Here is an 18,393-nt window from a genome sequence, read left to right as displayed (position 1 = left end):
CCAGGCTAGGGCGCAGCTGCCCGCTCGGTTCACAGCGCCTCGAGCACCGGCTCGAACGCCAGCTCCGCGGCGCCGATCAGCGCACCGTCCCGGCCGAGCGGGGACACCACGACCGGGGTCCCGCCGACGGCCCGGCTGACCAGGCTGCGCCGCTCGACGTCGGCTCGGACCCGGTCCAGCACGGTCGGCGGCAGCGCGCCGAACAGGTCACCGAGCACGACCAGACCGGGGGCGAGCATGTTGACCACGGTGATCAGCCCGATCCCCATCCAGCCGGCGAACCCGGCCAGCTGCCGCTCCGCGCGATCCGGGTCCGCGGCCAGTGCGCGCAGCTCGGCGACCAGCACCCCGCGCGGGGTGTCCTCGGGCAGGCCCAGTGCCCGGCCCAGTGCGGGCTCGCCGACCTCGGTCTCCCAGCATCCGCTGGCCCCGCAGAAGCAGTCCCGGCCGTCCGGGCGGACGATCATGTGGCCGAGCTCGCCGACGTAGCCGCCGGTGCCGCGCAGCGGGGCGCCCGCGGAGATCACACCGCCACCGACGCCGACGTCCCCGGCCAGGTAGACCATGTCGGCCACGTCCCGGCCGGCGCCGCGCAGGTGCTCGGCCAGCGCCCCGGCCTCGGCGTCGTTGGCCACCTGCACCGGCCGCCCCAGCACCGCGGCCAACCGGGTGCCCAGCTCGACGTCGCGCCAGCCCAGGTTGGGTGCCTCCCGGACCAGCCCGTCGTCGCGCCGGACGACGCCCGGCACCGACACCCCGACCGCCTGCTCGGTCACCGCCAGCTCGTCGCGCAGCAGCTGCGCCGACTCGGCGACGTGCGTGATCACCTCGCCGGGCAGCCGAGTGCTGCGGTGCAGGTTCCAGCTGTGCCTGCCGAGGATCTGCCCGCCGATCCCGACCATCGCCATCGCGACCTGGTCCACCCGGACGTCCACCGTGAGCACCACCGCCGCCTGCGGATCGGGCACCACCAGCAGCGACGGGCGACCGGCACCGGAGCGCCGGGTCGGGATGGCCTCGGTGACGATCCCGGCGGCGGCCAGCCCGTCGACGACCGCCTTGATCGTGCTCCGGTTGAGCCCCAGCTCCCCGGCCAGGGTGGCCCGGGTGCACGGCCCGTCGACGTGCAGCCGGCGCACCAGTGCCGCGCGGTTGTGCCGGCGGGCGTCGTCCGGGCGGGTGCCCGACGCCGGCCCGGGGAGCTGGGTGGTCACCGTCCGGTGGCCGCCGCCCGCCGGCGGGACGCCACATCGACCCCGGCCGCGAGCAGCAGCACCAGGCCGGTCACCACGAACACCACGGCGGCGGGCTGCTTGAGCAGCCCCAGACCGTTCTGCACGGTGGCCAGCACGGTCCCGCCGATCACCGCATTGCTGATCCGGCCGCGCCCGCCGAACAGCGAGGTGCCGCCGATCACCGCGGCGCCGACCGCGAACAGCAGCGTGTTGCCGCCGCCCGCTGCCGGGTTCACCGAGCCGATCTTCGACGAGTAGACGATCGCCCCGACCGCGGCGAACGCGGTGGAGATCACGAACACCGACGCCCGGATCCTGGCCACGTCGATCCCGGCCCGGCGCGCGGCCTCCCGGTTGCCGCCGACCGCGTAGACGTGCCGGCCGAAGCGGGTCCGGTCCAGCACCCAGGTCCCCAGCACCAGCAGCACCAGCACGATCGGGACGACATAGGGCACCCCGGCGATCGCGATGGCACCCGGCGACCGGTCCTGGACGAGTGCGAAGGTGACCAGCCCACCCAGCACGACCACCGCCCCGATCTTGATCAGCACCAGCCCGGTGGGCCGGGCCACCAGCCCGCTCCGCAGCCGGGCCCGCTGGCGTACCAGCTGGACCGCCGCGTACCCGCCCGCCGCGACCACGAAGAGCAGCCACGAGGCGGGCACCGACAGGTTGCCGTTCGCCACCGCGTTGATCACCGGGTCGCGCAGGGCCAGCGTGCCACCGTCGCCGATCAGCTGGAGGATCACCCCCTGCCAGGTGATGAACAGCGCCAGCGTGACGACGAAGGCGGGCATCCCGAGCCGCGCGACCAGGAACCCGGTCAGGCAGCCGATGACGACCCCGACGCCGACGGCGAGCGCCATCACCACCCCCGGCCCGGTCGGCACGCCGATCACCAGCACCGCGGCGGTCGCGAGGCTGACCACGGTGCCCGCCCACACCCGGACCAGCGCGGCGAGCACCGCGGCGACGACCATCACCAGCACCAGCAGCACGAACACGACGGTGCCGGTGGCACCGAGCATGTTGCCCGCGGAGACCAGGTGCAGCGCCATCATCGCCGCGGCCAGGCCGGACGCGGTCCCGGCGGCCAGGTCGATCTCGCCGGTCAGCAGCACGAAGACCAGGCCCATCGCGATGATCGTCGGGCCGGCACCCTGCTGGAGCAGGTTCGCCAGGTTCAGCAGGCTCCCGAAGGTGCCACCCTGGTCCAGGACGCTGAACAGCACGAACAACGCGGCCAGCCCGAGCAGCGCCGGCAGCGAGCCGAGATCGCCGCCGCGCAGCCCGCGCAGGTAGGCGACGACCGCCTCCCGGGTGGTCTGGGCGGTGGTGTCGATCCCGAAGTCGGCCGCCCGGTTCGCCGGGTTGGCGCGCTGCGCGGCACCCACCGGCGACGTCGTGCCGTCGGTGGTGGTGCCGGTGGGACGGGGGTCGGTCACGATCGGTCCTCCGGGAGCGGCGGGACGGTCGGCGGCAGTGGCATCGGCAGCGCCATCAGACGGTCGCCGATTCGGGTCGGGCCAGGCCGAGCTCGCCGGACCGGCCCGCGGTGATCAGCTGGACGACCTGGGCGTGGGTGACGTCGCGGATCGGCACCTGGGCCACCATCCGGCCCAGGTACAGGCAGGCGATCCGGTCCGAGACCTCGAAGACGTCGGCCATGTTGTGGCTGATCAGCACCACCGCCAGGCCCTGCTCGGCGAGCCGGCGGACCAGATCGAGCACCTGCCGGGTCTGTGCTACACCGAGCGCCGCGGTGGGCTCGTCGAGCAGCACCACCCGGGAGTCCCACAGCACCGCCTTGGCGATCGCCACGGTCTGCCGCTGCCCACCGGACAGCGACGCGACCGGGGTCCGGACCGACGTCACCGTCCGCACCGAGAGCGCCGCGAGGGTGTCCCGCGCGGCCTGCTCCATCGAGCCCTCGTCGAGCATCCACGGCCGGCCGCGCTCGCGGCCGAGGAACATGTTGGCGACGACGTCGAGATTGTCGGCGAGCGCGAGGTCCTGGTACACGACCTCGATGCCGAGCCGGGCGGCGTCGGCCGGGGCGGTCAGCGACACCGGCTCGCCGCCGAAGCGGATCTCGCCGCCGTCGATCGGGTGGATCCCCGCGACGCACTTCACCAGCGTCGACTTGCCGGCGCCGTTGTCGCCGACGAGTGCGGTGACCTCACCGGCCCGAACGGTCAGGTCGACGTCGTGCAGCACCCGCACGGCGCCGAAGCTCTTGTTCACCTGGTGCAGGGACAGGATCGGTTCGGTCATGGACCGCTCCTCCGCGGACGGGCCCGGTGCGCGGCGGACGACGCCGCCGCGCACCGGGGCGGGATCAACTGATGCCGAGCTCGCCGCAGGCGGGCGCGGCCTCCGCGGTGCAGATCTCCGCGGCGCTCACGTAACCGGCGTCGACCACCTTCTTCACCGAGTCCCGGGTGATCATCTCCGGGGTGAGCAGCACCGACGGGACGTCCCGGTTGCCGTCCGGGTCGCGGACGGTCTGGGTGGCGACAGCGTCCGCGGCGGCGGTGTCGCCGTTCGCGAGTGCCGCGGCCAGCTTCGCCGCGGCCTCCGCCTCCTGCTCGATCGGCTTGAACACGGTCATGTACTGGTCGCCGCGCAGGATGGCGGCCAGACCGTCGGCGGTGGCGTCCTGCCCGGTGACCGGCACGGTCCCGTTCAGGCCGTACTTGGCGAGCACGGTGATCACCGCACCGGCCAGCCCGTCGTTGGCCGCGACGACGCCGTCCACCTTGCCGCCGTTGGCGGTCAGCAGCTGCTCGAAGGTGGTTCCGCCGACCTGGTTGTCCCACTTCTCGATCGTCTGGCTGCCGGCCAGGACCAGCGACCCGTCGTCGTAGAGCGGCTTCAGCACGCTCTGCTGGCCGTTGTAGAACAGGGTGGCGTTGTTGTCGGTCGGGGCGCCCTCGATCTCGATGACCTGGGCACCCTGCTCGTCCCCGATCCCCTGGACCAGGCCCTCGCCCTGCAGCGCGCCGACCCGCTCGTTGTCGAACGAGACGTAGTAGTCGCTGGTCCCGCCGAGGTTCAGCCGGTCGTAGTCGATCACCGGGATGCCCTGCGCCTGCGCCTTCTCCGCGACCGTGGCGCCACCGTCGCTGCTGATCGAGGCGATGACCAGCACCCGCACCCCGCTGGAGATCATCCCGTCGGCCAGGGTGGAGAACTTCTGCTCGTCGCCCTGGGCGTTCTGGATGTCCGGGTCCAGGCCCTCGGCCCGCATCGCCCGGTCCAGCATCGGCTTGTCGAAGCCCTCCCAGCGGGCCGAGCTGTCGGTCTCCGGGAGGATCACGCCGACCTTGGTCCCGCCCTCCCCGCCGGCCGCGGACCCGCCGTCGTCGCCGTCGCCCGCGCTGTTCTGGCCGCACGCGCTCAGCGTGAGCAGCAGGCCGAGACCGGCCGCCGTCACCGCCCGCCGCAGCCGGGATCTGCGTCCCGTCCCCTGCATCCCCATCGGAAATTCCCTCCACGACGCTGTGGTGACCGTTGCAACTCGATCGGGCAAATGTTGCGAGCGCCAACGTATTGCGCGATATGCGGTGGCGCACAGCACACTGGATCGAGAAAGTTCCCAACGATCATCACAATTCGGTCACGGCAGCGCCGATTTGTTGTGCCGGAGGGGCTTCGCTCAGGAGTGCAGGAGGTCCAGGAGCTCCGACTCGACGGCGGCGATCCGCGGGTCGGTGAGCATCGCGCGGGTGCGCGGGCGGGGCAGATCCACCGGCACCACCCGGCGGACACCCGCCGGGCGCGGTGAGAGCACCACGACCCGATCGGACAGGAACGCGGCCTCCCGCACGTCGTGCGTGATCAGCAGGGTGGTCCAGCCGTAGCGCTCGCGCATCGACTCCAGCCACTCCTGCATCCCGGTGCGGGTGAGCGCGTCCAGCGCGCCGAACGGCTCGTCGAGCAGCAGTACCTCGCGCCCGCCGACGACCGTGCGCAGCAGCGCCGCCCGCTGCCGCATCCCGCCGGAGAGCTCGCCCGGCCGCGCCTGCTCGAACCCGGCCAGTCCGAACGGCTCGAACAGCACCCCGGCCCGTTCCCTGGCCTCCCGCCGGGAGACCCCGGAGACCTCCAGGCCGAGCGTGGTGTTGTCGAGCACCGTCCGCCACGGGAACAGCAGGTCCCGCTGCGGCATGTAGCCGAACGGGGCCCCGCGCACCGGGGCGCCGTCCACCCGGATCGTGCCGGACGTCGTCGCACCGTCCAGGATCCCGGTCAGCGCGCCGAACAGGGTCGATTTCCCGCAGCCCGACGGACCGACGACCGACACGAACTCCCCCGCCGCGACGTCCAGCGACACCTCCGACAGCACCGGCAGATCCCCGTAGGCCACCGAGAGATCCCGCACCGACACCTTCATCGGTGATCCCCCCGGTACCACGGTGTGACCAGGCGCTGCACCAGGAAGGTCAGGCCGAACAGCGCCACCGACACGGCCGCGGTCACACCGACCGCGGCCAGCACCAGGTCGGTGCGGAACTGGTTGCGCTGCAACTGCATGAAGATCCCCAGCCCGGCCCGTGCGCCGACGTACTCGGCGAAGATCGCGCCGGTGACGGCGTAGGTGACCGCGATCCGCAGCGAGGTGAAGAACGACGGCATCGCCCCCGGCAGCCGGACGTAGCGGAACCGCTGCCAGCGGCTCGCGCCCATGCTGCGCAACAGCGCCGTCGCCGACCGGTCGGTCGCCGCGAACCCCTCGATCAGGCCGACCGCCACCGGGAAGAACGTCACCAGCGCGATCACCAGCACCTTCGGCAGCAGGCCGAAACCGAACCAGATGATCAGCAACGGCGCGATCGCGATCACCGGCAGCGTCTGCGAGGCGACCAGCAGCGGCATCAGCGCGCTGCGCAACCACGGGGAGAAGTCCACCGCCACCGCGATCGCCCAGGCCACGGCCAGCGACACCGTGAACCCGATCACCGTCACCTGCACGGTCGGCAGCGTGTTCGCCCACAGCGCCTCGCGGAACACCCAGCCCTGTTCGAGTACCCGCAGCGGTGACGGCAGCACCTGCGGAGCCACCCCGGACACGACGGCCGCGAGCTGCCAGGTCACCAGCAGCAGGCCGACCAGCAGCAGCGCCGGGCCGAGCCTGCGGGTCACGGCGTCAGGTAGTCGTTGGTGAACCAGGTCGCGAAGTCCGGCTGCGCGGTGACCGGCGCGCCGTCCGGGCCGGCGACCGAGCCGGTGCCGTAGAGGAACCCGGAGAACCCGGACCAGCGCTCCTCGGTCTGGAACCCGACCCGGCCCTGCTCGTCACGCAGGAACTGCTCGGCGAGCATCGCGGCGCCCCGGTCGACCAGCTCGTCGGAGGTGAAGGCGCCCGGGTTCGCGTCCTTGAGCATCTGCGCCGCGGCGGCCGGGTCGTCGGCGGCGAGCCGGTACCCGCGCTGCACCGCACCGACGAACGCGCGGGCCCGGTCCGGGTCCTCCGCGAGCCGGGTGGAGTTGCCGATCAGCAGCACGTTGTAGGCGTCCGGGAAGCCGTAGTCGGTGTAGCGGAACGTCCGGACGGGCTCGTTCCGCAGCTCCGCCTCGATCCCCTCGACGTTGACGAACGGCTCGGTGAAGTCGGCCTGCCCGGCGTAGAGCGCCTCGTACGCCGCGGTGTTGAGCACCTCCGAGGTGAACTCGCCGCGGCCGCCGTCGGCCCGGATCACGGCCTGCATCTTCGGCAGCTCGCCCGGCCCGCCGAACCCGGCGTAGATCTTGCCGTCGAGGTCGCGCGGGGACCGGATGTCGGCGCGGTCCGCGCGGACGGCGACCTCGGTGGCCCAGTGCTGCAGGATCGCCATCACCGAGGTGATGTCGGCGCCGGCGGCCTTGGAGAAGGTGAACGAGTCCTGGAAGCTGATCCCGTAGTCGGCGGCGCCGGTGCCGACCAGGGTGTCCGGCGAGGTCGTGTTCCAGGGCAGGAACTCCACGTCCAGGCCGGCCTCGTCGAAGTAGCCCGCCTGCTGGGCGACGTACAGCCCGAGGTGGTTGGTGTTCGGAGTCCAGTCCAGCGCCACCCGTACCGGCTGCGACGCCGGCGCACCGCCGGCGCAGCCGGCCAGCACCATCAGCAGCAACGCCCCGAACAGCGAGAGCACGCGAACACGCACGAGAAGGCCTCCCTACGCCGGGTGTCACCCGGATCAGGTTCGAACGGTCGGCGGCCGGTCCTGCCGCCCTCTCAGCCTCGGTGCGCGGGCTCCCGCGGTACGCCCGGACGATAACCCAGCCGTTCCGTTGCCCGGCATCGTCACCCGGTCGATATCCTCGGCCCGACCCGGCGGCACGTGGAAGGACGAGATGGCGGCATCGCTCTGGACCTCCGGCGCTCCCGGGCGGCCCGCGCCCGATCCCGGCCCCGCACTCGTGCGGGTCGCGTTGCAGGCCGGCGCGACCTCCGTCGCGCACATCGACGTCGCCGCGATGCTGTCCGGGATCTGCGTGGCGCTGGTGCCCGCCGCCGGGGTCGACGGGGTGGTGCTGGTGCTGCACGAGCCGGCCGACGCGCGCGATCCCGAGCGGCAACGCGTGTTCGGCTCGGACACCGCGGCCATCCGGGTCGGTCAGCTGCAGGACCGCGCCGGTGCCGGTCCCGCGATCACCACCGCCTACGACGGCCGGGTCGTGGTCACACCCGATCTCACCCGGTCCGATCCGCCCGGTCTCGCCGCGACCGCGGCCGGCTGTGGGCTGGTCCGGTCGCTCGCCGTCCCGGTGCTCGTCGGCGGGGTCACCGCGGGCTCGCTGCAGCTGCTCGCCCGCCGGAGCTCCGGGGCCGGGCTCACCGACCGGCTCGCCACCGCACTACAGGTGGTGACCTCGGCGCTGGCCGCCCGGATCTCCGACGTGCGCGAGCTGACCCGGTTGGAGCAGCTCGCCGCCGGGACACCGGACGGGCCCGCCGGGCCACGGGGTACCGACGGGCCGGGGCCCGGCCCGATCACCCCGGCCCCCCGGCGCCCGGCAGGACCCTCGATCACCGCCGCCCCGGGCGGGCGTGCGGGCACCGGACCCCGGGCGTCCGCCGGAGACCGGCCACCGGACCGCACGGCGCTGATTCCGGCCGCCCGGCGCCCCGAGGAACCGCCCGCGGGCCCCCGGGTCCCGGCCCAGCGGCGGGCCCGGCACCGGCGCAACGACGTCTGAGGCCCCGGCGGCTCAGGGCTCCGACGGAGCGCGGTCGGCCTCGGCCGTGGCGCGCAGCGCCTGCAACTGGACGTGCTCCTGCAGGTAGGCGGACACCCGCTGCCTGCTGACACCGAACAGCCGCCCGATCCCGGCGATCGTCTCGCCCTCGGTGTGCAGGGCAACCGCCTCCTCACGTCGGAAGCGTCCCCCTATCGCGCCGAGACCGTCCAACGCTCGGGTGACGGTCTCGACGATCAGCGGCCGTTCCTCCCGGGGTACGATCTCCCTCCAACCGAGCCCCCGGGCACGCATTTCCTGAAGTTCGCGCACCCGTCGGCGAGCGAACTCCAGATCGGCGACGGAGGCGTCGAGTTGGGCGCCCAGCGCGGCCAGTGCCCTGTCCGCGTCGTCTGCACCGGCCTTGTTGCCCGCGTCGTCGCCCTCCGTGGTCACACGACTGAGCGTACGGGCCGATGAGCCCCCTCCGGGAGCACGGCGTACCGTGAAAGCCCGCAAGGGGGGTTGCTCACTCGAATGGAGCAATTCGTACAGGTGAGTGCCAACAGTGCCAAGTTCGGAAACGGGAGAAACGGTATGGCGCGGTACGACGTCGTCATCGTCGGCGGTGGTTCGGCCGGTGCCGTGCTCGCCCATCGCCTCAGCGAGGATCCGTCGCGCACGGTGCTGATGCTCGAGGCCGGGCAGCCCGACCACCGCTGGGACCCCGTCATCCGGATGCCCGCCGCGCTCTCGCACGCCTGGGGCAACCCGCGCTACGACTGGTGCTACACCTCCGAGCCGGAGCCCGGCCTCGCCGGCCGCCGGGTCGCCGTCCCCCGGGGCAAGGTGCTCGGTGGCAGCAGCAGCATCAACGGGATGGTCTACCAGCGCGGGAACCCCGGCGACTACGACCGCTGGGCCACCGGCCCCGGGCTCGAGGAGTGGAGCTCCGCGCACTGCCTGCCCTACTACCGGCGGCTGGAGCGCAGGCTCTCCGAGCACCGGATCGCGCTCGACGCCGACGGTGCGGGCCCGCAGATCGTGGAGCGCGCCCCCGCGGCCGGTCCGCTGAACGACGCCTTCCTGATCGCCGCGGGCCAGGCCGGGCACGCCGTCGTCGACAACGTCAACGGACCGCGCCAGGAGGGCTTCTCCCGGACCGAGCGGACCATCTTCCGGGGCCGCCGCTACTCCGCGACCGACGCCTACCTGCACCCGGTCTCGGCATCGAGGCCGAACCTGCAGGTCCGGACCGGGGTGAGCGTCCGCCAGCTGCGGTTCGACCACTCCGGTTCCCAGGTGATCGGCGTCCGGTACCAGGCCGCCGACGGGACCTTCCGCGACGTCGACGCCGGTGAGACGATCCTCGCCGCCGGTGCGATCGCGACCCCGCAGCTGCTGCAGGTGTCCGGGATCGGCGATCCGGAGCACCTCGCATCGATCGGGGTCGACGTGCGCACCGCACTGCCCGGCGTCGGCGCCAACCTGCAGGACCATCTCGCCATCCACCTGCAGCACGCCTGCGTCCGCCCGGTGTCGCTGTCCACCCACCGCAGGGTGCACAAGCTGCCCGGCGCCGCGGCCCGCTGGCTCGTCTCGGGAACCGGTATCGGCGCGAGCAACCACTTCGAGATCGGCGGCTTCGCCTCGACCTCGCTGGCCGGCGGGATCCCGGACGTCATGATCCTCTTCGCGCCGGTCGCGATGCGCTTCGCGCCGGACGTGCGGCCCGCCGGGCACGGCTACGAGATGCACGTGAGCGTGATGTCGTCCGATGCACGCGGCACCGTGCGCGCCACCTCCCGCGACATCGGCGTCCCGCCCGGGATCAAGCTCAACTACCTCGGCAGCGAGAAGGATCGCAGGCGCTGGGTGGAGGCCATCCAGATCGCGCGGACGCTGCTCGACCAGCCTGCGTTCGCCGGGCTGGACGGCGGCGAGACCTTCCCCGGCCCGACCGTCCGGACCCCGGAGCAGGTGCTCGACTGGGTCTCCCGGCGCGCCCAGAACGGGCTGCACCCCACCAGCACCTGCCGGATGGGCACGGACGAGGGCGCAGTCGTCGATCCGGCCACGATGCAGGTACACGGGGTCGAGGGCCTGCGGGTGGTCGATGCCTCGGTCTTCCCGGACGTCCCGAACTCGAACACCTACGGGCCGGTCGTGATGGTCGCCGAGCGGGCCGCGGATCTCGTGCTCGGGAACACGCCGCTGCCGCCCGACCCGCAGCCGTCCCGGACCGCGTCCCGCAACGGCAGCCACGTGGTCACCGGGCGGCTCGTCGAGGCCTGAACCGACCCGTCCACACGACGCCGCCGGAGCCCACTGGGCTCCGGCGGCGTCGTCGTCGGTGGGCCCGGGTGCCGGTGTCGTCGTCGGTGCGCCGGTGTCGTCGTCGAGTGAGCCCGGGTGCATGCGGCGGCGTCGTCGGTGGGGCCCGGGGGCCGGCCGTTCACGGGGCGAGCGCCATGAGAGGCCCGCTCGCGACACCACCCGGCGTCGTCGGCCGGTTACCCGCGGAAGCCGCGGCGGGCCCGCTCAGCGCGTCTCAGGCGCCGCGAACGGGCATCGCACACGCGAACGGGGCGGGGACCCTGGTCGGATCCCCGCCCCGTTCGGTCGGGTCGGTGGGACGTGACGAGCACGCCCGCGGGCGATCACTCCCCGCCCTGCACCTCCACACCGGACTCACGCAGCTTCTCGGCGTGTGCACGGCCGTGGTGGTTGCAGAAGAGAAGCTCCCCACCGGAGGGAAGGATCGCGCGCACCTTGGCCGCTGCACCGCAACGGTCACAGCGGTCGGTGAGAGTCAATTCGGGCCGGGTCAGCGTTTCGGGCTGCATAGCGGTCTCCCTCCGTCGCGGCGGCGGGCCTCGGGCGGCCCTCCGCCGTATCACTGTGACGACCGCACCAGGCGGGTCGCCCACACTAAAGCAGACGCTCGAGGCCCCTGCACGTGTTCCCGGGGCGAGTCGCGACGTCCGTCACGTCCGGACCGTCTCCGGATCGAGCAGGTGACGCCGCGATGTACCCGCGGTGACCGATTGCGTATGAAGTTGACTGCGTGTGAATCATGCGGGGACAGCAGCCACCCGTGCAAGCGGGCGCCGGTAAACAGGGTGTGTCGGGGGCTTACCGTGACCTGGTGAGTGCACGGCCGTTCGCCGAACGCGTACCCGCCCCGCTGCTGTTCCTGGTGGGCGGCACGTCGATGTACGTCGGCGCGGCGCTCGCCGTCGGCCTGTTCGACCGACTGGCACCGTCCGCGGTCGCCGAGCTGCGGCTGATCGGGGCGGCGCTGATCCTGCTGGCATGGCGGCGCCCGGGGGGCGACGCGTGGCGGGGAGTCCGGCTCGTCCGCGCCGGGCTGTTCGGCCTGGCCACGGCCCTGATGAACGTCGCGTACTACGAGGCGATCGCCCGGCTCCCGCTGGGCACCACGGTGGCCATCGAGTTCACCGGACCGGTGCTGGTCGCCGCGCTGGCCTCGCGTCGCTTCCGCGATTTCGGTGCCGTCGGGCTGGCCGCCGCCGGGGTGCTGCTGATCGCCGACGTGCAGTGGTCCGGCAGCCCGTCGGGGGTGCTGTGGGCGCTCGCCGCGGCGGCCATGTGGGCCGCCTACATCCTGCTCGGAAAACGGGTGGCCAGGGCCGGGAGCGGGATCGACGACCTCGCGACCGGGTTCACGGTCGCCGCGGTGCTGCTGCTGCCGCTGCTCCTGCTCGGGACCGACGGATCCTTCGGTGTGGCGAATCTCGCACCCCTGGTGGATCCGCTGGTGCTCGCCCTGACCGTCGGGCTGGGGGTGCTGTCGTCGGTCGTGCCCTACGTCCTCGACCAGATCGTGCTCCGCCGGGTCGGGCAGGCCCGCTTCGCGGTGCTGCTGGCGCTGCTGCCGGCGACCGCGACCGGGATCGGCGTGGTCATGCTCGGGCAGCTGCCCGGTGGGCTGGAGGCCGTCGGGATCCTGCTGGTGATCCTCGCCGTCGCGGTGCGGTCCCGGGACGGCGACGAGCCGGTCCCCGGCCCCGTCGGCGCCGGCGGGGAGCTCCCCGGCCGCGCTCCCTGAGCCCGCCGGCACTCACCCGGCTGCCGGGTCGCCGGCGCTCGCTCGTTCGGCGGGTACCGGTGCTCACACCCGTTCGGCAGGCACCGGCGGTCACCCGTCCGGCCCTGACCCGTCCGGCGGGCGCCGCTCAGCGCCAGGAACGCAGGGTCGCGATCCGCTCCTCGAGCTGCTCGATGCTCGCCATCGCCACCGGCGGTCCCCCGCAGTGCGCCCGCAGCTCGTTGTGGATCTTCCCGTGCGGCTTGCGGGTCTTGTGGTTGTGCAGCGCGACGAGCGTGTTCAGCTCCTTGCGCAGGGTCTGCAGCCGTTCCCGCACGCTCTGCCCGCGCTGGGCCTGCGGGGGCGGCGGCGGCTCGGTCGCCGGGGTGGCCCTGGCCTGCGCGCCGGTGCGCGGCGAGCCCTTCTTGATCCAGTCCGCCTGCCGCTGGGACAGCAGTGTCCGCACCTGGTCGGGCTCCAGCAGCCCGGGCAGGCCGAGGTAGTCCTCCTCGTCGGCGGAGTAGGTGGCGCCCTCGTAGATCAGCTGGTCCAGCTCGGCATCCGCACCGAGCGAGGTGAAGGCCTTGTCGTCGTCGGGCTCGTCCTTCTGCTTGTTCGCCTCGTTCAGCTCGGCGTCGTTCCAGACCTCTTCCGGACGCTGCGGCTTCCCGATGACGTGGTCGCGCTGCGCCTCCAGCTCGCTGGCCAGCCCGAGCAGCACCGGCACGCTCGGCACGAACACCGAGGCCGTCTCCCCCGACCGCCGGGACCGCACGAAGCGGCCGATCGCCTGGGCGAAGAACAGCGGCGTCGACGCCGAGGTCGCGTAGACCCCGACGGCCAGGCGCGGCACGTCGACGCCCTCGGACACCATCCGGACCGCGACCATCCAGCGTTCCTGCGAGCGGGCGAACTCCGCGATCCGGTCGGAGGCCCCGTTCTCGTCCGACAGCACCACCGCCGGCTGGTCACCGGTGATCCGGCGCAACAGCCCCGCGTACGCGCGCGCGGTCGCCTGGTCGGAGGCGATGACCAGGCCGCCCGCGTCGGGCATCCCGCCGTCGCGGTGGCTCTGCAGGCGCCGGTCGGCGGCGGCCAGCACCGACGGCATCCAGTCGCCCGCCGGGTCCAGAGCCGTCCGCCACGCCATCGCGGTCTGCTCGCGGGTCAGCGGCTCACCGAGCCGGGCGGAGATCTCCTCACCGGCGCTCGTCCGCCAGTTCGAGGTGCCCGAGTAGGCGAGGAACACCACCGGCCGGACGACGTTGTCGGCGAGCGCCTCGGCGTAGCCGTACTGGTGGTCGGCCCGGCTGCGGGGCGCGCCGTCGGTGTCCGGGACGTACTCGACGAACGGGATCGGGTTGTCGTCGGAGCGGAACGGGGTACCGGTCAGCGCCAGCCGGCGGGCCGCGGGCTCGAACGCCTCGTACACGGCGTCGCCCCAGCTGCGGGCGTCACCGGCGTGGTGGATCTCGTCGAGGATCACCAGCATCCGGCGGTTCGAGGTGCGGTTGCGGTGCAGCATCGGGTGCGCCGCGACGCCGGCATAGGTCACGGCGATACCGTGGTAGTCCCGCGACGTCCCGCCCGCGGAGTTGCGGAACTCGGGATCGATCGCGATGCCGGCGGCGACCGCGGCCTCGGCCCACTGGTACTTCAGATGCTCCGTCGGGGTGACCACCGTCACCGCGTCGATCACCCGATCGCGCAGCAGCTCCGAAGCGACCCGCAGCGCGAACGTCGTCTTGCCCGCGCCGGGCGTCGCGACCGCGAGGAAGTCCTGCGGTGAGGTGGCGAGGTAGCGAGCGAGTGCGCTGCGCTGCCACGCCCGCAGCGGGCGGGTCTCCGGCGACACGAGCTGGGTCTCCGACACACGTCTCCCCTGGTCCGTGGGTCGTTCCCGGGCGGGAACCTGCGAGCTCCCGCGGGCGTCTCGGTCGTCGGCGACCCCGCCGCGGGGCGCCGATCAGGGTAGCCCGGCGCCCCGCCGCCGATCCCGGGTGGGCGCTGCGCGCCGTCGCTCCAGGTCAGCGGTGGCGGGGCCGGCGGGCGGTCAGGACGAAGGCCGGCGGGAGGTTCGCCCACACCGTCGGGCCGCCGGCGACCTCGCCGAACGCGGCGTCCAGCTGACGGCGCAGCCGGTGCGCCGGCGGCAGCACCCGGGTGCAGGTGTAGCCGAACTGGGTGAACACCCCGTCCGGCCGCAGTGAGCCGGCGATCACCTCGGGCAGCGTCCGGCCGGTCGTGGGGTAGGCGGCCCAGGGCAGCCCGGAGACGACGACGTCCACCCGGCCGAGGCCGCGCTCGGCCAGCAGCGCGGGCAACGTCGTCGCGTCGGCGACGGCGACGTCCAGCCCCGGGTGGGTGTGCTCCAGGACCGCGGCGAGCCGCGGGTTCAGCTCGACCGCCACGTGGTGCCCGCGCCCGCCGAGCCGCTCGGCGATGACACCGGTGAACGCGCCGGTACCCGGCCCCAGCTCGACGACGACCGGTTCCCCGGTGCCCGGCACCGGCCCGGTCGCCGCCGCGGCGAGCGAGCGCGAGCTGGGCAACAGGGACGCGGTGCGCAGCGGGTCCCGCAGGAACTCCCGCAGGAAGGCGGCGCCGGACGGTGCCGGGAGCGGAGCGGACGGCGGCACGGGCATCGGGGCTCCCGGGGAGGTGTGCGGACGGAGTGCCGCCACCGTGCCCGGGCCGCCTGACCGGGCGACGGCCACGGGGTGAACGCGCCCCGTCGGCCCGGAGTGGGGATGATGGGACCGATGAGCACGGGTGACGGACGCGCGGCGGGCGACGGCGGGCAGCCGGCAGGCGGACTGCTGGCGCTGCCCGCCGCCGGGCTGCGGCTGGCGGCGGCGCTCACCGCGCGGCCGTCGCTGCTGCTGCGCCGCGGCGGCGGCTGGGTGCTCGAGCTCGGCCGGGTCGGGCTCGGATCGAGCACGGCCACCCCGCCGGACGACGAGGTGGCCGCCGACCCGGTCCGCCGGCGTCTGGCGCAGGTGCAGCTGGTCACCACCGACGCACTGTCCGGGCTGCTCGACGACGCCGCCGCCGACGGATCGCCGCTGCCCCCGCAGGACGCGGACCGGCTGCGCGCGCTGCTGCTCGGCCCCACCGGCGCGGGGGCCCCGGAACGACCGTCCGGCAGTGCTGATCCCGGTGCCGACTCCGATCCTGTCCCCGTCCCGGACGGGCCGGGCCCCGACGCCGCCCGGCGGGTCTTCACCGCCCCCGGCCCCGGCGACCCGGGTGTGCCGTTCGACACCGGGGCCCGGGACGCCCGGGGTGGCCCGGTCGCCGGACGCGACGTCGCCGCCACCCCCGGCGCCGTCGTCCTGCGCACCCCGGTGTTCGAGCTCCTGCAGTACCTGCCGGTCACCGAGCGGGTGCACGACGCGCCGGTGCTGGTCGTCCCGCCGCTGATCCACCGGTACTGGCTGGCCGATCTCGCGCCCGGCTACTCGCTGGTCGAACACCTGCTCGGGCGTGGCCTGCAGGTGTTCGCGCTGTCCTGGCGCCCGGCCGGGCCGGCCGACGCGGGCCGGGACCTCGACGCGCACGCCGCCGCCGTCCTCGACGCGCTGGAGGCCTGCACCCGGATCGCCCGCGCACCACGGGTGTCGCTGCTCGGCGTCCGCACCGGCGGGTTGCTGGCCGCGGCGGTGCAGGCGCACCAGGCCGCGATCGGACTGGACGACCGGGTCGCCGGTGTCGGCTACCTGGCGACCGTGCTCGACCAGTCGGACGCGCTGCCCGGGTTCCGGCCCGATCCCGCCGTCACCCGGGCCGCGGCCGAGCAGGCCGCCCGGGACGGCGTGCTGGACGGCCCCACCGCCGTCTCCGCCTGGACGTGGCGGCGCGGAACGGACCGGGTGCTGCCGTGGGCCGTCCCGGACACCACCGGCGGGGCCGTGTCCGGCCGCGCGGCCCGGGCGATCCGGGCCTGGGCCGCCGATCTGCTCCCGCTGCCCGCCGCCCTGCACACCGATCTCGCGGCGCTGGCCGACTCCACCTTCGGTTCGGACGACGACGACAGCGGCGGGGTGCGGGTGCTGGGCACCCCGGTCCGTCCCGCCGAGCTCCGCCGGGACGGCTACCTGGTGGCGGCCGCCGACGATCCGGTCCAGCCGTGGACCGGTGGCCACCGCACCGCCCGCATGCTGGGCGGCTCCTGCCGGCTGGTGCTCGCGCCCGGCGACCAGGCGGGTGCGCTGATCGCGCCACCCCGGGCGGGCGGATCGTTCCGCGCGGCGAGCTGCGGGACCGGTGACGGCGACCCGCAGGCCTGGCTGGCCGCGGCGAGCCGGATCGAGGGCTCCTGGTGGGAGGATCTCGCCGGCTGGCTCATCGAGCGGTCCGGCACGCTGCGCGACGCACCACCCGAGTTGGGCGGGCGCAGGCTGCGACCGCTGTTCCCGGCGCCGGGCACCTATCTGGGCGCCGGCGACGGACATTCTCACACCCCTGAAGATCCGGCGGGGGCTTACGCTCGCCCGTGATGTCCCGATCAACCCCCAGCCCCGCGCCGCTCGAGGAGCACGACGTCCTGGTCGGCGGTCGCAGCATGCGCGTCGTCCGCCGCCCTGCCTCCGGCCCGGGTGCCCGGCGCACCCCGCTGCTGTTGTGCAACGGGATCGGTGCCGCGACCGACGTCCTCGATCCGCTGGTCGCCGCGCTGCCCGAGGACCTGGACATCATCCGGTTCGATCCGCCGGGGATCGGCGGATCGGCTGCCCCGCGGATGCCGTACCACCTGTCGTGGATGGCGCACCGGGTCGGTCAGGTGCTGACGAAGCTGGGGATCGGCGAGGCCGACGTGCTCGGCTTCTCCTGGGGCGGGATGCTCGCCCAGCAGCTCGCGATCAGCCGGCGTCGCCGGGTCCGCAAGCTGATTCTGGCCGCGACCGGCCCCGGCGCCCTGATGGTGCCCGCGTCGCCCCGGGTGATGGCGGTGCTGACCTCGCCGAAGCGGCACCAGGACCCGTCCTACGTCGACACGGTCGCGGCGAAGATCTACGGCGGGTCGCTGCGCCACCACCCGGAGCGAGCCGCCGAGGCGCTCGGGTCGGGTTCCCGCCGGGGCCCGCTTCGCGGCTACTACTACCAGCTGCTGGCGCTGTCCGGCTGGACCAGCCTGCCGCTGCTGCCCGCGATCACCGCGGACACCCTGATCATCGCCGGTGACGACGACCCGATAGTGCCGCGCGGCAATGCGACGATGCTGAACCGGGCGATCCGCCGGTCACGGGTGCACCGCTACCCCGGCGGTCACCTGGAGCTGCTGCTCGACCCGGAGCCCTTCGCCGCCGAGATCGACCGCTTCCTGTCGTCCTGACCGCGCGGCCCGAGCGCGACGACCAGCCAGCCGAGCACCAGGAACCCGCCCGCCAGCGCCACCACGTTGCGGACCAGCCCGGTGTACCCGAGCATCCGCACATCCAGGAAGTAGTAGGGCGCTCCGTCCAGCAGCAGCTGCGCGAATGCCAGGTACGCGGCCGGATACAGCAGCCACAGCGGCGGATGCCACCAGCGCGGCCCCGGCCGGTCCCGCCCGGTCAGCAGCCAGTCGGCGAGCGCCAGCGCCGGGACCACCAGGTGCAGCAGCACGTTCGCCGGGGTGAACCCGGTGCTCCGGTCGATGAGGAACACCAGCCACACCAGGCCGGCGCCGAGCAGGTAGACCACGACCGCACCGCGCAGCGCGGGCCGGGCGTCGAACCTGCGGGTCAGCAGCGTCGCCCCGTAGACGACGGCGGCGAGCACGTTCGCCTGGTAGGTGAAGGTCGTCAACCGCCATGCCACGCCCGAGCGGGAGTTCAGCTCGACCGCGACGAGCGCGGCCACGACACACAGGACGATCGCGGCACGCAACAGCACCGCGACCGGCGGACGGGGGCGGACGGTCACCCCGGGACAACTCCCGGGACCGGCCGGAGGGTTCCCGGC

17 protein-coding genes are annotated in these 18,393 nt (G+C 74.0%); 5 read left to right on the top strand and 12 right to left on the bottom strand.

The genetic code is table 11. The annotated features are described in order from the left end of the window. Nucleotides 1-29 precede the first annotated feature (29 nt). The 7 genes from Pdca_RS13445 to Pdca_RS13415 all read right to left on the bottom strand — a co-directional run bounded on the left by Pdca_RS13445 (nt 30) and on the right by Pdca_RS13415 (nt 7,381). Nucleotides 30-1,214, bottom strand: a complete 1,185-nt coding sequence (locus Pdca_RS13445) for an ROK family protein (protein ID WP_085911441.1) — start codon at nt 1,212-1,214, stop codon at nt 30-32. Next, nucleotides 1,211-2,680 carry a sugar ABC transporter permease gene (locus Pdca_RS13440; RefSeq protein ID WP_174824312.1) on the bottom strand — a complete coding sequence of 490 codons (1,470 nt, stop codon included), beginning with the start codon at nt 2,678-2,680 and terminating at the stop codon, nt 1,211-1,213. The genes Pdca_RS13445 and Pdca_RS13440 overlap by 4 nt, the downstream gene beginning before the upstream one ends. A 55-nt stretch (nt 2,681-2,735) precedes the next feature. Continuing rightward, nucleotides 2,736-3,509: an ATP-binding cassette domain-containing protein gene (locus tag Pdca_RS13435; RefSeq protein WP_085911536.1), complete on the bottom strand. Its 774-nt coding sequence runs from the start codon at nt 3,507-3,509 to the stop codon at nt 2,736-2,738. A gap of 64 nt (nt 3,510-3,573) precedes the next feature. Then, nucleotides 3,574-4,716: a sugar ABC transporter substrate-binding protein gene (locus tag Pdca_RS13430; protein WP_232021558.1), complete on the bottom strand. Its 1,143-nt coding sequence runs from the start codon at nt 4,714-4,716 to the stop codon at nt 3,574-3,576. A gap of 177 nt (nt 4,717-4,893) precedes the next feature. Then, nucleotides 4,894-5,631, bottom strand: a complete 738-nt coding sequence (locus Pdca_RS13425) for an ABC transporter ATP-binding protein (protein WP_085911440.1) — start codon at nt 5,629-5,631, stop codon at nt 4,894-4,896. Further along, on the bottom strand, nt 5,628-6,380 hold the full coding sequence (locus Pdca_RS13420) for an ABC transporter permease (RefSeq protein ID WP_085911439.1): 753 nt from the start codon (nt 6,378-6,380) through the stop codon (nt 5,628-5,630). The genes Pdca_RS13425 and Pdca_RS13420 overlap by 4 nt, the downstream gene beginning before the upstream one ends. Then, a complete protein-coding gene (locus tag Pdca_RS13415; protein WP_232021557.1) occupies nt 6,377-7,381 on the bottom strand; it encodes an ABC transporter substrate-binding protein in 1,005 nt (334 codons plus the stop codon). Before Pdca_RS13415 ends, Pdca_RS13420 begins: the two co-directional genes overlap by 4 nt. A gap of 190 nt (nt 7,382-7,571) precedes the next feature. Here Pdca_RS13415 and Pdca_RS13410 point away from each other — a divergent pair, with 190 nt between their 5' ends. Continuing rightward, nucleotides 7,572-8,417, top strand: a complete 846-nt coding sequence (locus Pdca_RS13410; protein WP_125911385.1) for a GAF domain-containing protein — start codon at nt 7,572-7,574, stop codon at nt 8,415-8,417. Between the two features lie 12 nt (nt 8,418-8,429). On the opposite strand, the gene Pdca_RS13405 is transcribed toward Pdca_RS13410, so the two are convergent. Continuing rightward, nucleotides 8,430-8,852, bottom strand: a complete 423-nt coding sequence (locus Pdca_RS13405; protein WP_085911437.1) for a helix-turn-helix domain-containing protein — start codon at nt 8,850-8,852, stop codon at nt 8,430-8,432. Between the two features lie 141 nt (nt 8,853-8,993). Between Pdca_RS13405 and Pdca_RS13400 the strand changes: the two genes are divergently transcribed. Next, nucleotides 8,994-10,691, top strand: coding sequence for a choline dehydrogenase (locus Pdca_RS13400; RefSeq protein WP_085911436.1), 1,698 nt, complete (start codon nt 8,994-8,996; stop codon nt 10,689-10,691). 365 nt (nt 10,692-11,056) lie between these two features. Here Pdca_RS13400 and Pdca_RS13395 read toward each other — a convergent pair whose 3' ends face one another. Then, nucleotides 11,057-11,242, bottom strand: a complete 186-nt coding sequence (locus Pdca_RS13395) for a DUF7455 domain-containing protein (RefSeq protein WP_085911435.1) — start codon at nt 11,240-11,242, stop codon at nt 11,057-11,059. Nucleotides 11,243-11,610: 368 nt separating this feature from the next. Between Pdca_RS13395 and Pdca_RS13390 the strand changes: the two genes are divergently transcribed. Further along, a complete protein-coding gene (locus tag Pdca_RS13390) occupies nt 11,611-12,468 on the top strand; it encodes an EamA family transporter (RefSeq protein WP_232021678.1) in 858 nt (285 codons plus the stop codon). 127 nt (nt 12,469-12,595) lie between these two features. Here Pdca_RS13390 and Pdca_RS13385 read toward each other — a convergent pair whose 3' ends face one another. Together Pdca_RS13385 and Pdca_RS13380 are read right to left on the bottom strand one after the other, a co-directional pair. Beyond that, nucleotides 12,596-14,320 carry a DEAD/DEAH box helicase gene (locus tag Pdca_RS13385; RefSeq protein ID WP_085911433.1) on the bottom strand — a complete coding sequence of 575 codons (1,725 nt, stop codon included), beginning with the start codon at nt 14,318-14,320 and terminating at the stop codon, nt 12,596-12,598. Nucleotides 14,321-14,474: 154 nt separating this feature from the next. Then, nucleotides 14,475-15,092 carry a class I SAM-dependent methyltransferase gene (locus Pdca_RS13380; protein WP_085911533.1) on the bottom strand — a complete coding sequence of 206 codons (618 nt, stop codon included), beginning with the start codon at nt 15,090-15,092 and terminating at the stop codon, nt 14,475-14,477. A gap of 117 nt (nt 15,093-15,209) precedes the next feature. Between Pdca_RS13380 and Pdca_RS13375 the strand changes: the two genes are divergently transcribed. Both Pdca_RS13375 and Pdca_RS13370 read left to right on the top strand, forming a co-directional pair. Beyond that, nucleotides 15,210-16,946, top strand: a complete 1,737-nt coding sequence (locus tag Pdca_RS13375) for a hypothetical protein (RefSeq protein WP_158092077.1) — start codon at nt 15,210-15,212, stop codon at nt 16,944-16,946. Next, the gene (locus tag Pdca_RS13370; RefSeq protein WP_085911431.1) at nt 16,946-17,782 is read left to right on the top strand and encodes an alpha/beta fold hydrolase; all 837 of its coding nucleotides are present in this window, start codon (nt 16,946-16,948) and stop codon (nt 17,780-17,782) included. Before Pdca_RS13375 ends, Pdca_RS13370 begins: the two co-directional genes overlap by 1 nt. Here the strand turns inward: Pdca_RS13370 and Pdca_RS13365 are convergent. Next, nucleotides 17,716-18,354, bottom strand: coding sequence for a Pr6Pr family membrane protein (locus Pdca_RS13365; protein WP_166665832.1), 639 nt, complete (start codon nt 18,352-18,354; stop codon nt 17,716-17,718). The genes Pdca_RS13370 and Pdca_RS13365 overlap by 67 nt on opposite strands. Between the last annotated feature and the right edge of the window lie 39 nt (nt 18,355-18,393).

The organism is Pseudonocardia autotrophica (assembly GCF_003945385.1).
GTDB lineage: Bacteria > Actinomycetota > Actinomycetes > Mycobacteriales > Pseudonocardiaceae > Pseudonocardia > Pseudonocardia autotrophica.
The sequence above is the reverse complement of the archived record's forward strand: the minus strand, read 5'-3'. Positions and strand labels throughout refer to the sequence as shown.